The 13,465-nt window shown below is 69.5% G+C and carries 13 protein-coding genes; 5 read left to right on the plus strand and 8 right to left on the minus strand.

Annotated features, from left to right (window positions below; translation table 11 throughout):
- Positions 1-27: 27 nt before the first annotated feature.
- Genes ABTX24_RS05335 through ABTX24_RS05345 form a run of 3 tightly spaced genes read right to left on the minus strand, consistent with a single transcriptional unit; the run spans position 28 to position 3,030 of the window.
- On the minus strand, positions 28-1,404 hold the full coding sequence (locus tag ABTX24_RS05335) for a pyridoxal phosphate-dependent decarboxylase family protein (protein ID WP_350837924.1): 1,377 nt from the start codon (positions 1,402-1,404) through the stop codon (positions 28-30).
- Between the two features lie 19 nt (positions 1,405-1,423).
- The gene (locus tag ABTX24_RS05340) at positions 1,424-2,086 is read right to left on the minus strand and encodes a response regulator (protein ID WP_350713146.1); all 663 of its coding nucleotides are present in this window, start codon (positions 2,084-2,086) and stop codon (positions 1,424-1,426) included.
- Positions 2,083-3,030 (minus strand): HAMP domain-containing sensor histidine kinase, encoded by a 948-nt coding sequence (locus ABTX24_RS05345; RefSeq protein ID WP_350837926.1) that lies wholly within the window; start codon positions 3,028-3,030, stop codon positions 2,083-2,085. Before ABTX24_RS05345 ends, ABTX24_RS05340 begins: the two co-directional genes overlap by 4 nt.
- 101 nt (positions 3,031-3,131) lie before the next feature.
- On the opposite strand from ABTX24_RS05345, the gene ABTX24_RS05350 reads away from it, so the two are divergent.
- Positions 3,132-4,418: an ArsB/NhaD family transporter gene (locus ABTX24_RS05350; RefSeq protein WP_350837928.1), complete on the plus strand. Its 1,287-nt coding sequence runs from the start codon at positions 3,132-3,134 to the stop codon at positions 4,416-4,418.
- Here ABTX24_RS05350 and ABTX24_RS05355 read toward each other — a convergent pair.
- Complete coding sequence (locus ABTX24_RS05355; protein ID WP_160027794.1) at positions 4,400-4,951, minus strand: CGNR zinc finger domain-containing protein; 552 nt, start codon at positions 4,949-4,951, stop codon at positions 4,400-4,402. The two genes, ABTX24_RS05350 and ABTX24_RS05355, sit on opposite strands and share 19 nt — an antisense overlap.
- Positions 4,952-4,989: 38 nt before the next feature.
- On the opposite strand from ABTX24_RS05355, the gene ABTX24_RS05360 reads away from it, so the two are divergent.
- The gene (locus ABTX24_RS05360; RefSeq protein ID WP_350837930.1) at positions 4,990-5,952 is read left to right on the plus strand and encodes an EamA family transporter; all 963 of its coding nucleotides are present in this window, start codon (positions 4,990-4,992) and stop codon (positions 5,950-5,952) included.
- A 55-nt stretch (positions 5,953-6,007) separates the two neighbouring features.
- On the opposite strand, the gene ABTX24_RS05365 is transcribed toward ABTX24_RS05360, so the two are convergent.
- The 4 genes from ABTX24_RS05365 to mce all read right to left on the minus strand — a co-directional run bounded on the left by ABTX24_RS05365 (position 6,008) and on the right by mce (position 10,607).
- A complete protein-coding gene (locus tag ABTX24_RS05365; protein WP_160027798.1) occupies positions 6,008-7,204 on the minus strand; it encodes an AI-2E family transporter in 1,197 nt (398 codons plus the stop codon).
- The gene (locus ABTX24_RS05370; RefSeq protein WP_160027800.1) at positions 7,201-8,364 is read right to left on the minus strand and encodes a coiled-coil domain-containing protein; all 1,164 of its coding nucleotides are present in this window, start codon (positions 8,362-8,364) and stop codon (positions 7,201-7,203) included. Before ABTX24_RS05370 ends, ABTX24_RS05365 begins: the two co-directional genes overlap by 4 nt.
- 319 nt (positions 8,365-8,683) lie before the next feature.
- Positions 8,684-10,024: a crotonyl-CoA carboxylase/reductase gene (ccrA, locus tag ABTX24_RS05375; RefSeq protein ID WP_350837932.1), complete on the minus strand. Its 1,341-nt coding sequence runs from the start codon at positions 10,022-10,024 to the stop codon at positions 8,684-8,686.
- 133 nt (positions 10,025-10,157) lie between these two features.
- Positions 10,158-10,607: a methylmalonyl-CoA epimerase gene (gene mce / locus ABTX24_RS05380; RefSeq protein WP_350837934.1), complete on the minus strand. Its 450-nt coding sequence runs from the start codon at positions 10,605-10,607 to the stop codon at positions 10,158-10,160.
- Between the two features lie 141 nt (positions 10,608-10,748).
- Between mce and ABTX24_RS05385 the strand changes: the two genes are divergently transcribed.
- The 3 genes from ABTX24_RS05385 (at position 10,749) to ABTX24_RS05395 (ending at position 13,464) form a co-directional block, all read left to right on the plus strand.
- Complete coding sequence (locus tag ABTX24_RS05385; RefSeq protein ID WP_160027806.1) at positions 10,749-11,936, plus strand: acetyl-CoA C-acetyltransferase; 1,188 nt, start codon at positions 10,749-10,751, stop codon at positions 11,934-11,936.
- A gap of 12 nt (positions 11,937-11,948) precedes the next feature.
- Positions 11,949-12,893 carry a methylmalonyl Co-A mutase-associated GTPase MeaB gene (gene meaB / locus ABTX24_RS05390; RefSeq protein ID WP_350837937.1) on the plus strand — a complete coding sequence of 315 codons (945 nt, stop codon included), beginning with the start codon at positions 11,949-11,951 and terminating at the stop codon, positions 12,891-12,893.
- 64 nt (positions 12,894-12,957) lie between these two features.
- Positions 12,958-13,464, plus strand: coding sequence for a PH domain-containing protein (locus tag ABTX24_RS05395; RefSeq protein WP_160027818.1), 507 nt, complete (start codon positions 12,958-12,960; stop codon positions 13,462-13,464).
- Position 13,465: the final 1 nt, after the last annotated feature.

Raw genomic sequence — 13,465 nt, forward strand, 5'->3', positions numbered from 1 at the left:
CGTTCCGGCTCGCGGCTGCCTCCTGGCCTAGCTGTCCGACAAGAGCCGCCGGAACACCTCGACGATCCGATCCGCATCCGCCTCGGACGTACGCCAGTTGCTGAACGCCAACCGCAGGGCTGGGATGCCGTGGTGGACCGTCGGGGTCACGAAGGTGACGCCGGTATCGGCGACACGGCGGGCGAGCTCGGCGGGATCGCCGGGGACCTTCAGGCACACGATGTTGAGCCGGACCGGGGCGAGCAGCTCGACGCCGTCGATCTCGGCGAGCAGCCGCCCGGTGCGGTGAGCCAGGGCGATGGTGCGCTCGACGATCTCGCGGTGGCCGTCGCGGCCGTAGGCGTACAGGGTGAACCAGGCGGGCAGGGCGCGCAGGCGCCGGGAGCTCTCCGGGGTCAGATGCACGAAGTCGGGGGAGGAGCCGGGGTGGCCGATGTAGGCCGAGGCGTTGCTGAAGACCCGGGCCTGGAGGTCCTGGTGGCGGCTGAGCTGGATCGCGGAGTCGTAGGGGACGTTGAGCCACTTGTGCAGGTCGACGCAGATCGAGTCGGCGCGGGAGAGGCCCGCGACGAGGTGGGCGTGGGCGGGGGAGAGGGCAGCGAAGGCCCCGAAGGCGCCGTCGACGTGCAGCCAGAACGGGAACTCGTCGCGCAGGTCGGCGATGGCGTCCAGGTCGTCGAAGTCGCCGGTGTTCACGGTGCCGGCGTTGGCGACGACGATCACGGGCCGGCCGTCCTGTTCGCGCAGCGCGGTCCGCAGCGCGTCGATGTCGACCGCGTCGCGGTCGGGGAGCAGAGCGACCGGCTGGAGGCTGTCGCGGCCCAGGCCGAGCACGGAGAGCGCCTTGGAGACGGTGGAGTGGGCGGCGCCCGACAGCACGACGACCGGACCGAGCGCCGCGGCGCCCTCGGTCGAGACCGACACTCCGAGCCGGTCGCCGAGCCACTCGCGCGCCAGTGCCAGCCCGGTGAGGTTGGACATGGTCGCGCCGGTGACGAACGCTCCGCTGAAGTCGCCAGGAAGGCCCAGCAGATCGAGGAGCCAGCGCACCGTCTCGCGCTCCAGGTCGCTGGCGGCGGAGTCCTGGACCGTGATGGTGTTCTGGTCGAAGACCGGGGTCAGCCAGTCGCCGGCGACCGCCGCCGGGGTCGCCCCGCCGGTGACGAAGCCCAGGTAGCGGGGGCCGGCGCTCGCCGAGAGACCCGGCGCCCAGCGGCTCTCGAAGTGACGCAGAGCGGCCTGGCCCCCGGCGCCCCGGGCCGGTAGCCGCTCGACGGAGGGTGGCCGGAACGGAGAGGTCACCGGTCTGCCGTCGAGTCCGGCGATGATCTCTTGTGCGTAGTCCTGGATCGCGCCGAGGAGATCGGTCATCCCGGCGAGGTCTGCGTCGAGCCGTGGGTCCATCCTTCGACGGTAGGCCTTCTCAGGGCTCGATGAGACCCGCTCTGATGGCATATCGCGTGACCTGGGTGCGATCACGGAGGCCCAGCTTGGCGAGGATGTTCTCCCGGTGCCGCTCGACGGTCTTGTAGGAGATCGTCAGCTCGCGGGCGATCTCCCGGGTCGAGTGGCCCTCGGCGATGAGCTTGAGCACCTCGTCCTCGCGCTCGGTCAGCACCGTGCGCGGCAGGCTCTCGCCACGGTTGAGCCGGTCCAGATAGTCGCGGACCAGGGCACTCATCGCGCCGGGGTAGACGAAGGCCTGTCCGCTCATGGCGGTGCGGCAGGCCTTGACCAGGTCCTCGTCGGCGACCGACTTGAGGACGTACCCGCTGGCGCCGACCTTGAGCGCCTCGAAGAAGTACTGCTCGTTGTCGTGCATCGAGAGCATCAGCATCTTCGGAGGCGTACGCATCCGGGCGATCGTGCGCGCGGCCTGCAGCCCGGTCATGCGGGGCATGGCGACGTCGAGGATCACCAGGTCGACCGCGACGTCGCGCAGCGCCGCGACGGCCTCGGCTCCGTCGGCGGCCTCGGCGACCACCTCGAGGTCCGGTTCGGCGTCGAGGATGAGGCGGACCCCGCGGCGTACGAGGGTGTGGTCGTCGGCCAGCAGGATCCGGATCTTCGCGGGCGTGGGAGTCACAGCGGCACCTCCAGGCGGACGGTGGTGCCACGGCCGGGGGTGCTGGTCACGCTCAGGTCGGCACCGACGAGCAGGGCCCGCTCCCGCATACCGCTGATCCCGGCGCCGGCCACGAGGGCGGCGCTGCCGCGGCCGTCGTCGGAGACGGTGAGGACGACCTTGTCGCCGACCTTGCACAGGGAGAGCTCGGCGGTGGCGGCGTGGGCGTGGCGTACGACGTTGGTGAGCGCCTCCTGGGCGACCCGGTAGATCACCAGCTCACGGTCCTGGGGCAGCTCGGGAAGACCGCGGCCGATGGTGCGGCGTACGGTCGTGCGACCCAGGGCGCCGACGTCGGTGGCCAGCGAGGCCAGGGCGGCGTGCAGGCCGAGGTCCTCGAGCACGCCCGGCCGCAGCTGGCGGGCCACACGGCGGACGTCGTCGATGCCGGTGCGCGCGGACTCGCGGACGGCGGCGAGCTCGGGGCGTACCTCCTCCGGCACCTGTCGCTCCAGCCCCTTCAGCCCCAGGAGTACGACGGTGAGCGACTGTCCCACCTCGTCGTGGAGCTCCTGGGCGATCCGGTGTCGTTCCGCCTCCTGCGCGGCGAGCGCCTTGGCGTTGCTGGTGCTCCGCTCGGTCTCCAGCCGCTCGAGCATCGCGTTGTAGCTGGCCACGAGACGGGCGCCGGCGCCCTTGCCCGGGGTCGGCAGGCGCTGGTCGGGGGAGAGGTGGTCGACCGAGTCCATGGTGCGGATCACCCGGTCGATCGGCGCCAGGCTGCGCAGCAGCAGGAGCGCGTTGAGGGTCGCCATCACCACCAGCCCGACCGCCAGCACCACCGCCTCCGAGGCCAGGACGCGCTCCGAGACCCGGGCCGGGGACAGCGCCAGGACCAGGGTGCCGACGCAGAACACGGCCCAGTTGGTCAGGCAGACCCGCCAGTAGAGGGGTAGATGACTCATGCCCCAACCCTGACATGTCCGCTGGCCTGGCCTTATGGGTGGCAGCACCCATTCGGATCGAGTCTCCGGTAACGGAGGGTCGATGGCATGGAGCTCAACGCATGATCGTGTACGCAGCGGTGGCCGTCTTCATCGTCACCTACGGCCTCATCGCCACCGAGCGTGTCCACCGCGTCGCCGCCGCCCTGGGTGGCGTCGCCGCGATGGTCGTGCTCGGGATCATCGACGCCGAGTCGGCCTTCTTCAGCCACGAGACGGGGGTCGACTGGGACGTCATCTTTCTGCTCTTCGGGATGATGGTGATCGTCGGCGTCCTCAAACAGACGGGCCTGTTCGAGTTCCTCGCGCTGTGGGCGGTCAAGCACTCCGGCGGTCGCCCGGCGCGCCTGGCGACGCTGCTGATCCTGGTCACCGCGGCGCTCTCGCCGATCCTCGACAACGTGACCACCGTGCTGCTCGTCACGCCGGTGACGCTGTCGGTCTGCGAGCGGCTGGGCCTGCGTCCGATGCCCTACCTGATCTCGCTCATCCTGGCCGCCAACGTCGGCGGCACCTCGACCCTGATCGCCGACCCGCCCAACATCATCGTGGCCAGCCGGGCCAACCTGACCTTCGACGACTTCCTGATCCACTCCCTGCCGCTGTGTCTGATCCTGCTGGTCGTGCTGATCGGCCTGGTCCGGGTGCTCTTCCGGCGTGACTTCCGTGGCCGCGTCGACCTGGACGGCCTGATCGAGCCGCCCGCCTCGGCGATCCCGGACCGCGGGCTGCTCTACCGCTGCCTGGCCGTCCTCGCCCTGGTGATGCTCGCCTTCGGCCTGCACACCGAGCTCCACCTGGACCCGTCGCTGGTCGCCATGCTCGGTGCCGGCGCGATGGTGGTCGTCTCCCAGACACAGACGGAGGCGTTCCTGGAGGAGGTCGAGTGGTCGACCCTGGCCTTCTTCATGGCGCTGTTCGTGCTGGTCGGCGGGCTGGTCGAGGTCGGTGTGATCGGGTCCCTCGGGACGTACGCCGCCGAGCTGATGGGCGACAACGAGCTCGCCGGGGTGACCGGGCTGATGATCGGATCGGCGATCGTGGGCGGGTTCGTCGACAACATCCCCTACACCGCGGCGATGGTGCCGATCGTGGAGGAGATGGTCGCCGCGACGCCGTCCTCGGGCGCCGACAGCCCGCTGTGGTGGGCCCTCGTCTTCGGCGCCGACCTCGGTGGCAACACGACCGCCGTCGCCGCCGGCGCCAACGTGGTGGTGCTCGGCCTCGCCGCCAAGGCCGGCCACCCCATCAGCTTCTGGAAGTTCACCAGGTACGGCATCGTGGTCACGATCGTGACCCTCGCCGTCGCCTGGGTCTACGTCGCCCTCCGCTACTTCGTGCTGGCCTGACGCTCCCGGTAGGCAGCCACGGCGTTGCGGTTGGTGCAGGTCGGTGAGCAGTAGCGCTTGGAGCGGTTGCGGGAGAGGTCGACGACCACGCCGGCACAGTTGTCGTCGGCGCAGATCGAGAGGCGGGACAGCTCGCCGGCGCGGATGACGTCGACCATGGCCATCGCCGTCTCGACGGCGATCCGCGTGGCCAGCGGCGCGTCGGGCTCGGTGGCGTGGATGTGCCAGTCGTAGTTCGTGTGGCGGACCAGCTGAGGAGTCGCGCGGTGCTCGGCGAGCATCTCGTTGGTCAGCCGCACGGCCTCGTCGCGCTCCGCTGTCAGCAGATCACGGAGCCGGACGCGGAGGGCCCGGACCTCGTCGAGCTCGGCGCGGTCGCCGTCGTGCCGCCCGGTGTAGTCGTACGTCACGAAGAACTCGTCGAGGGCCGCCACGGTCTCCAGCTCGTCGACCGAGCCGGGGGAGAGGGCGAGGGTGTTCGCCAGTGCCGCGGCTGCCTGGAGGCCTACGTCGGTGTCATGGGTGAAAACCATGTTGACACATTACCGCGTCGCTGGGATCGTCATGTGTCATGACGACTTTGACCAATGACGAGGCGGTGCCGCAGAGCACGCAGAAGACGCCGCTGGTGGCGGCCGGGCTGCTCCTGGCGGTCGTGTCTGCGGTCACGTTCAGCCTCTCGGGCCCGCTGGGGCGCGGCCTCTTCGACACCGGCTGGTCGACGGGTGGCGTGCTGATCTTCCGCGTCGGCATCGGCGCGGTGGTCCTGGCCCCCTTCGCGCTGCGCGCGCTCGCCGGCCGGTGGCGGGGTGCGGCCGCAAGCTGGCGGGTCGTGGTGGCGTACGCACTGCTGGCCATCGTGGTGCCCCAGTTCGCCTTCTTCTCGGCGGTGCAGTGGATGGCCGTCGGGCCGGCGCTGCTGCTGGAGTACATGGGGGTGGTGCTCGTCGTCGCCTGGATGTGGCTGCGGCACGGCGAGCGGCCCTCGCGGCTGACGATGGTCGGCGCGCTGGTCGCGATCGCCGGGCTCGTGCTCGTCCTCGACCTGGTCAGCGGCGCGAACGTGCACCCGTTCGGCATCCTGTGGGGCTCTGCGGCCGCCGTCGGCCTGGCCGGCTACTACGTGCTCAACGCCCACTCCAGCACCACGCTGCCGCCGCTCGCGCTGGCCTGGCTCGGTCTGACCGGCGCCACGGTCCTGCTCGCGCTGCTCTGCCTGGTCGGAGCCATCCCGTTCGCGATGGAGACCACGCCGGTGGTCCTGGCGGGCCTGGAAATGCCGTGGTGGGGCCCGCTGATCGGCCTTGGCGTGCTGACCTGCTCGGTCGCGTACGCCGCCGGCATCGCCGCCACCCGCACTCTCGGCTCGCGGCTCTCGTCCTTCGTGGGGCTTCTCGAGGTCGTCTCGGCCGTCGTCGTCGCCTGGTTGCTGCTCGGCGAGGCGCCCGGCCTCATTCAGCTCATCGGCGGGCTGGTCGTGCTGGTCGGCATCATCGCGGTCCAGCAGGGAGAGCAGTCGACGACCGCCTCCTGACAACGCGAAGCGCCGCACGCATCGGCTGCGTGCGGCGCTTCACAGGTGGGTGGAGCTAGCGCTCGTCCTGGGCCCTGACGTAGACCTCGCGGACCAGCATCAGGATGGCGGCCGCCGTCGGGATCGCCAGCAGGGCGCCGACGACACCGAGGAGCGATGCACCGATGAGGGCCGCGATCACGGTGATGACGCCGGGGATGTCGACCGAGCGGGACATGACCCGCGGATAGACGACGTAGTTCTCGAACTGCTGGTAGGCGATGTAGAAGATCACCGCGATGAGACCGGTCTTCAGGTCGGTCGTCGCGAAGGTGATCGCGCAGACGATGACCGCGCCGATGGTGGCCCCGATCATCGGGATCACGTCGGTGATCATGACGACGAAGGCCAGAGCGACGGCGTACTCGCCCATCCCGATGACGAAGAGCAGCACCAGGGTGGACAGACCGGCGCAGAGCGCGACGACGAACGCCCCGGAGACATAGCCCCCGATGCCTTCGAAGACCCGGTCACCGAGCTTGCTGACCCGCTCGCGGCGCGAGGCCGGGGCGAGACGGTAGATGGCGTTCTTCGTCTGGTCGTAGGCGGCGATGAAGTAGAGCGTCAGGACGATGACGATGAAGCCCGTGACGAGCACGTTGATCACCGCCAGGCCCACCCCGAGCGCTCCGCCGAAGGCGCTGCTGACGAAGTCGCCGCTGGCGACGTAGTCCTGCACCTTGTCGAGGATCTGGTATTCCTCGTTGAGCTGCTGGATGCGCTGGTTGCGCTGGAGCTCATCGACCCAGTCCGGGACGTTGGCCGAGATCTTGGCGACCTGGTCGCTGATCACCGGCACGAGCGCCACGAAGAAGAGCACGAGGGCGCCCAGCACGCCGAGGATGACGCTCAGCACCGCCCACGGCCGTGGGAAGCCGCGCCGCTGCAGGAACACCACCATCGGGTTGATCCCCGCAGCGATGAAGAGCGAGACCACCACCTGGAGGATCACGCTCCCCATCGTGGTGAGGAGGTTGCCCGCTGCGTAGGCGGTCAGCAGACCGAGGCCCAGGAGCAGCCCGAACAGGTAGGGCGACCTCCGGTCGAACGGCGGTCCGGGCTTACCGAACCGCTTGTCCCGTTCGCTCTCCTGCTCCGGCTCCTCGATGTCGATCGCGGCCTCGCTGTCGACCGTCGCGTCGTCGGTGGAGTCGGTCTGGGCAGACGTCGTCTCCGGACCGTCCGCAGGACGGTCGGCAGCGGCCCCGCTCACCGGCTCTCGGTCGCAGTCTCGGGCTCGCGGATGGCGGTCTTCTCGGAGGGCTCGTCGTAGTCGTCGTAGTCGTCGTCGAGGTCGTCGTCCGAGTCGACCAGGGTGACGCTCTCGTCGACCACCAGCTCACCGTCGACGATGTCCTCGTCCTCGGTGATCGGCTTCGGCGCCTCCAGCTCGGCCGGGTCCTCGGTCTTGCCGAACCCGGAGACCAGGTCGGTGAGCGAGGAGAGCTGAGCGGCGATCGCGTCGCGACGCTTGGTGAGGCGGTCGACCTCGGCCTTGATGATCGCGTGGCCCTTCTCGGCCTCGACGGTCGCGGTGGACGCGAGGTGGTCGGCCTCGGCGCGAGCCTTGGACAGGATCGCCTCGGCGTCGCGGCGAGCGCGAGCGATGATCCCCTCGGACTCCTTGGCCAGCTCGGCGCGCTGGTCGGCGACGTGCTGGGCTGCGATCCGGGCACGCTCCTCGGCGTCCGCGGCGCGGGTCTCGCCCTCGGTCACGATGCGAGCGGTCTCGGCCATCGCCTGGTCGTGGTGGTCGGCGGCCTCGCGGGCGAGACGCTCGCGCTCGACGGCGAGCATCCGCCGGGCCTCCTGGACCTCGCGGTCCGCGCCGGCACGTGCCTTCTCGACCTCACGCTGGGTCGACGTACGCAGCTGGGTGACCTCCTGCTGCACGGCGAGCCGGATCTGGTCGGCCTCGCGCTTGGCAGCGGCGAGCAGCTCGTCGCTCTCGGCCTGCACCATCTTGCGGGCCTGCTGGACCTCCGAGGTCACCTTCTCGCGGTGATCGTCGATCTCCTTGTAGTGCGTCGTACGCAGCGCCTCGATGTCGCGCTGGGCGGACGCCTTGGTCGCGGCGGCCTCACGCTGGGCGGCCTCGCGGATGACCGCGGCCTCCTTCTCAGCGGACTCCTTGACCGCGGCGGCCTCCTCCTCGGCCAGCCGGAGCATCGCGCTCGCGCGACCACCCAGGGAGGCGTAGGACGGGGCTTCGTTGCCCTGGGTGGCAGCGGCCTTGAGGTCGGTGACCTTGCGCTCGAGCTCAGCGATGCGGCGCTGGGCGTTGCGCAGCGCCGACTGACCCTGGCCGTTGGCCTGGAGCAGCTGCTGCACCCGCGCGTTCACCGTGCCGGGGTCGTATCCGCCACGCCGCACGACCGGGAAGGCTGGGAGTGAGCCAGGAGCCGGTGGAGCCGAGTTGTGGCCGGAGCTGGGCGATCCGGAAGCGCCAGGAACCCGTGGGAGAACCTGCGTCTCCGTCGAGTCCTGGTCAGGCTTCTTCCGAGGCTCTGAAGCCTCGTTGAAGATGGATAGTCCCTCATTCGTCATTTGTGGCGGATTCCTCACACTTTAGGGGGGTTTGTGTCTTGCCCTCTGCTCCCAAAGGGCAAGACTACGGCCGGTCACCCCTCGCGCAAGGGGAGACCGGCCGTGAATCCAGTCTCAAATGGGCTATTTACCCGGGCTGGCCGTCTCAGATTCCGCGGAACAGGTTGATCTTGTCGATGTGAGCCGCGCGCTTCTCCTCGTCGAGGACGCCGAGGCCCTCCTCGGGAGCGAGACAGAGCACGCCGACCTTGCCCTGGTGCTTGTTGTGGTGGACGTCGAGAGAGGCCTGGCCGACCTCTTCGAGGGTGTAGGTCCGCGACAGCGTCGGGTGGATCTTGCCCTGGGCGATGAGGCGGTTGGCCTCCCACGACTCGCGGTAGTTCGCGAAGTGGCTCGAGATGATCCTCTTGAGGTTCATCCACAGGTAGCGGTTGTCGTACTCGTGCATGTAGCCCGAGGTCGACGCGCACGTGGTGATGGTGCCGCCCTTGCGGGTCACGAACACCGAGGCGCCGAAGGTCTCGCGGCCCGGGTGCTCGAAGACGATGTCGATGTCCTCGCCGCCGGTGAGCTCGCGGATGGCCTTGCCCAGACGCAGCCACTCCTTGGGGTTCTGCTGGGTGCCGTCCTCGTTCCAGAACTTGAAGTCCATCTCGGAGCGGTTGATGACCATCTCGGCGCCCATGTTGCGCACGATCTTGGCCTTCTCCTCGTTGGAGACCACGCAGACCGGGTTGGCGCCGCCGTTGAGGGCGTACTGCGTCGCGAAGCCGCCGAGGCCGCCGGAGGCACCCCAGATCAGGACGTTGTCGCCCTGCTTCATGTTGCCGCCGTTGGCGGAGACGAGCTGGCGGTAGGCGGTGCAGTTGACCAGGCCGGGGGAGGCGGCCTCCTCCCAGGTCAGGTGCTCGGGCTTCGGCATCAGCTGGTTGGCCTTGACCATCGCCACGTCGGCGAGGCCGCCGAAGTTGGTCTCGAAGCCCCAGATGCGCTGGGAGGGGTCCATCATCGTGTCGTTGTGGCCGTCGGGGGCCTCGAGCTCGACCGAGAGGCAGTGGGCGACGACGCGGTCGCCGGGCTTCCACTTGGTCACACCGGCGCCCACGGCCAGCACGACGCCGGACAGGTCGGACCCGACGACGTGGTAGTCGAGGTTGTGGCGGGCGCCGAGCTCGGACTCCTTGCCGTAGCGCTCCAGGAACCCGAAGGTGGAGACCGGCTCGAAGATCGAGGTCCACACGGTGTTGTAGTTGATCGCCGAGGCCATCACGGCGACGAAGGCCTCGCCCGGACCGAGCTCGGGCAGGGCGACGTCCTCGACGTGGAGGGACTTGCGCGGGTCCTTCTCCTTGGTCGCGACGCCCTCGAACATGTCGACCTCGTCCTTGTGGACGGTGGCGGCACGGTAGTGGTCGGGGATCTCGAGGTTCGCAAACTCCTCGCCGGGCGTATCGCCGGCGAGGATCGCGTCGAGGATGTGTTGCATGGTCGGCTCCTGCGTCGTCGTAGGGGTCGCGGTTGACTCTAGTTCGGTGGACATTACTGGTGAGTAACCGCAATGACCAGCCTGATGTGACACATGACTCTTGGATCGTTCACGTGCCGTCGTGGGCTCTGGCTCAGTGGGCGGCGTCGGCGGCCGGCTCGACGAGCTCGACCAGGACGCCGCCGGCGTCCTTGGGGTGGATGAAGTTGATCCGGGAGTCGGCGGTGCCGCGGCGCGGTGCGTCGTACAGAAGACGTACGCCCCGCTCCTTGAGGATCGCCGAGACCTGCTCCACGTCGGTCACCCGGTAGGCGAGCTGCTGCATGCCGGGGCCGTTGCGGTCGAGGAACTTGGCGATGGTGCTGTTCTCGTTGAGCGGGGCGAGCAGCTGGAGCTTGTTGTCGGAGTCGCCGATCGCGATCATCGCCTCCTCGACACCCTGCTCCTCGTTGGTCTCGCGGTGGGCGAGCTTCATGCCGAAGGTCTTCTCGTAGAAGTCGATCGCCGCATCCAGGTCGGCGACGGCGAGACCGACGTGGTCGATCTGGGTGAACAGGTGCGGTGGGATCTCAACGGATGTCATGGGCCTACTCTCCTTGAGGTCGGGGGCAACGGGCACAATGTGTGATGACAGCCACACCGGGCTGCGCTCAACACTCTTCCAACTGAGGTTACTAATTAGTAACCTCGGAGCAGATCAGCACCACCAACATTTGGAGGACCCATGTCCAACGTCATCGTCGCCGGGGCGCGCACGCCGATCGGCCGCCTGCTCGGCGGGCTCAAGAGCCTGTCCGCGGCCGATCTGGGCGGCATCGCCATCAAGGGCGCCCTGGAGAAGGCGGGCGTCTCGCCGGATCAGGTCGACTACCTGATCATGGGCCAGGTCATCCAGGCCGGTGCCGGCCAGAACCCGGCGCGCGCCGCGGGCATCGCCGGCGGGCTGCCGATGAACGTGCCCTCGATCACGATCAACAAGGTCTGCCTCTCCGGCCTCAACACCATCGCCACGGCCGACCAGCTGATCCGCGCCGGTGAGGCGGAGATCATCGTCGCCGGCGGCATGGAGTCGATGACCAACGCGCCGCACCTGCTGCCGAAGTCCCGCGAGGGCTTCAAGTACGGCGACACCACGCTGGTCGACTCGATGGCGTACGACGCGCTCTACGACCAGGCCACCCAGCAGGCGATGGGCGGGCTGACCGAGCAGATCAACTCCGAGGGCGTGAAGCTCACCCGTGAGGAGCAGGACGCCTTCGCCGCCACCTCGCACCAGCGCGCCGCCGCGGCCCAGAAGAACGGCGTCTTCGACGACGAGATCGTCCCGGTCTCCATCCCGCAGCGCAAGGGCGACCCGATCGTGATCAGCGCCGATGAGGGTGTGCGCGGCGACACCACCGTCGAGTCGCTCGGCAAGCTCCGTCCGGCGTTCTCCAAGGACGGCACCATCACCGCCGGCTCCGCCTCGCAGATCTCCGACGGTGCTGCCGCCGTCGTGGTCATGTCGAAGGAGAAGGCCGAGTCGCTCGGTCTGGAGTGGCTGGCCGAGATCGGTGCCCACGGCATGGTCGCCGGCCCCGACTCCTCGCTGCAGCTGCAGCCGGCCAACGCGACCGCCAAGGCCCTCGAGAAGGAGGGCATCACCGCCGCCGACCTCGACCTCGTCGAGTTCAACGAGGCGTTCGCGGCCGTCGGCATCGAGTCCACCAAGAAGCTCGGCCTCGACCCCGAGATCGTCAACGTCAACGGCGGCGCGATCGCCCTCGGCCACCCCGTCGGCATGTCCGGTACGCGGGTCGTCCTCCACCTGGCCAACGAGCTCAAGCGCCGCGGCGGTGGCACCGGTGCCGCCGCGCTGTGTGGAGGTGGCGGTCAGGGCGACGCCCTGATCGTGCGTGTCCCCAAGGCCTGAGCCATCGCTGAGGTGAGCGACCTGGTCGCGCGCGCCCGGGGCGGTGAGCCCCGGGCGGTCGCGCGGCTGGTGTCGTACGTCGAGAACGCCCCGGTCGGTGGGGGAGAGCGGCTCCGCGAGGTGATGGCCGCGCTCGCGCCTCACGGCGGGAACGCCCACATCGTGGGGCTCACCGGCGCGCCCGGGGTCGGGAAGTCGACCACCACCTCCGCGCTGGTCCGCGAGCTGCGCTCGGAAGGGCGCACCGTGGCGGTGCTGGCGGTCGACCCGTCCTCGCCGTTCTCCGGCGGCGCGCTGCTGGGCGACCGGATCCGGATGACCGACCACGCCACCGACCCGGGTGTCTTCATCCGCTCGATGGCCTCCCGCGGCCACCTCGGCGGCCTGGCCTGGTCGGCGCCGCAGGCGATCCGGGTGCTGGACGCCGCCGGGTTCGACGTGGTGCTGGTCGAGACCGTCGGGGTCGGCCAGTCGGAGGTCGAGATCGCCGGGCTCGCCGACACCACCGTGGTGCTGCTCGCGCCCGGCATGGGTGACGGCATCCAGGCGGCGAAGGCTGGGATCTTGGAGATCGGCGACCTCTACGTCGTCAACAAGGCCGATCGCGACGGCGCGACCAAGGTCCAGCGCGACCTCCGCGGGATGCTGCGCCTCACCGACCGCACCGAGGGGGCCTGGACCCCGCCCGTGCTCACCGCCGTCGCCCAGTCCGGCAAGGGGCTGGCCGAGGTGGTCGGCGCGCTCGACGAGCACCGCGAGTGGCTGCGCTCCAGCGGGACGCTGGAGCTGCGGCGTACGCGTCGGGCCCGCGCCGAGGTCGAGGCCATCGCCGTCGAGACCCTGCGCGCGCGATGGTCGAGCGTCGGCTCGGACGGCGACCTCGACGCCCTGGCGGCAGAGGTGGTCAAGGGCGTACGGGACCCGTACGCCGCCGCCGACACCCTCCTCGACGACTAGAGTTGTCCCGGCGTACGGCCTGTTCTCTCGCCATGGGTTCGGCGGAGTCACTATCGTGGGCGGTGTGAACCTCTTCGGTGTCGACATCTCCAAGCACCTCCTTCGCGACGAAGGTGAGGTCGTCGTCGACGAGGTCACCCATCACTGGGTCTCCTACCTCCGTCCGGTGGGCGAGGCGATCCTCGGGCTGGCGCTGATGATCGTCGCGGCGACGATCGACATGAACGTCGCCTGGATCATCGTGCTGCTCGCCTTCGCGCTGGTCGGGCACGCGTTCTGGCGCGCGCTGGTGGTCAGCCGGGACCGGTTCGTGGTCACCAACATGCGGATCTTCCGCGTCCACGGCGTGCTCTCGAGCGAGCTGGCGACCATGCCGCTGGCCCGAGTCCTCGACATCACCGTGAAGCAGTCGTTCACCGGCCAGATCTTCAACTACGGCCACTTCGTCTTCGAGTCGGCCGCCCAGGAGCAGGGCCTCAACAACATCTACTTCGTCGGCCGGCCGAACGAGCGAGACCTGACCATCCAGCGCGTCGTCCAGCGCGCGGGTCTCCGCGGCAGCGTGGGTTAGG

Source organism: Nocardioides sp. NPDC127514 (assembly GCF_040302125.1).
Classification (GTDB): Bacteria; Actinomycetota; Actinomycetes; order Propionibacteriales; family Nocardioidaceae; genus Nocardioides.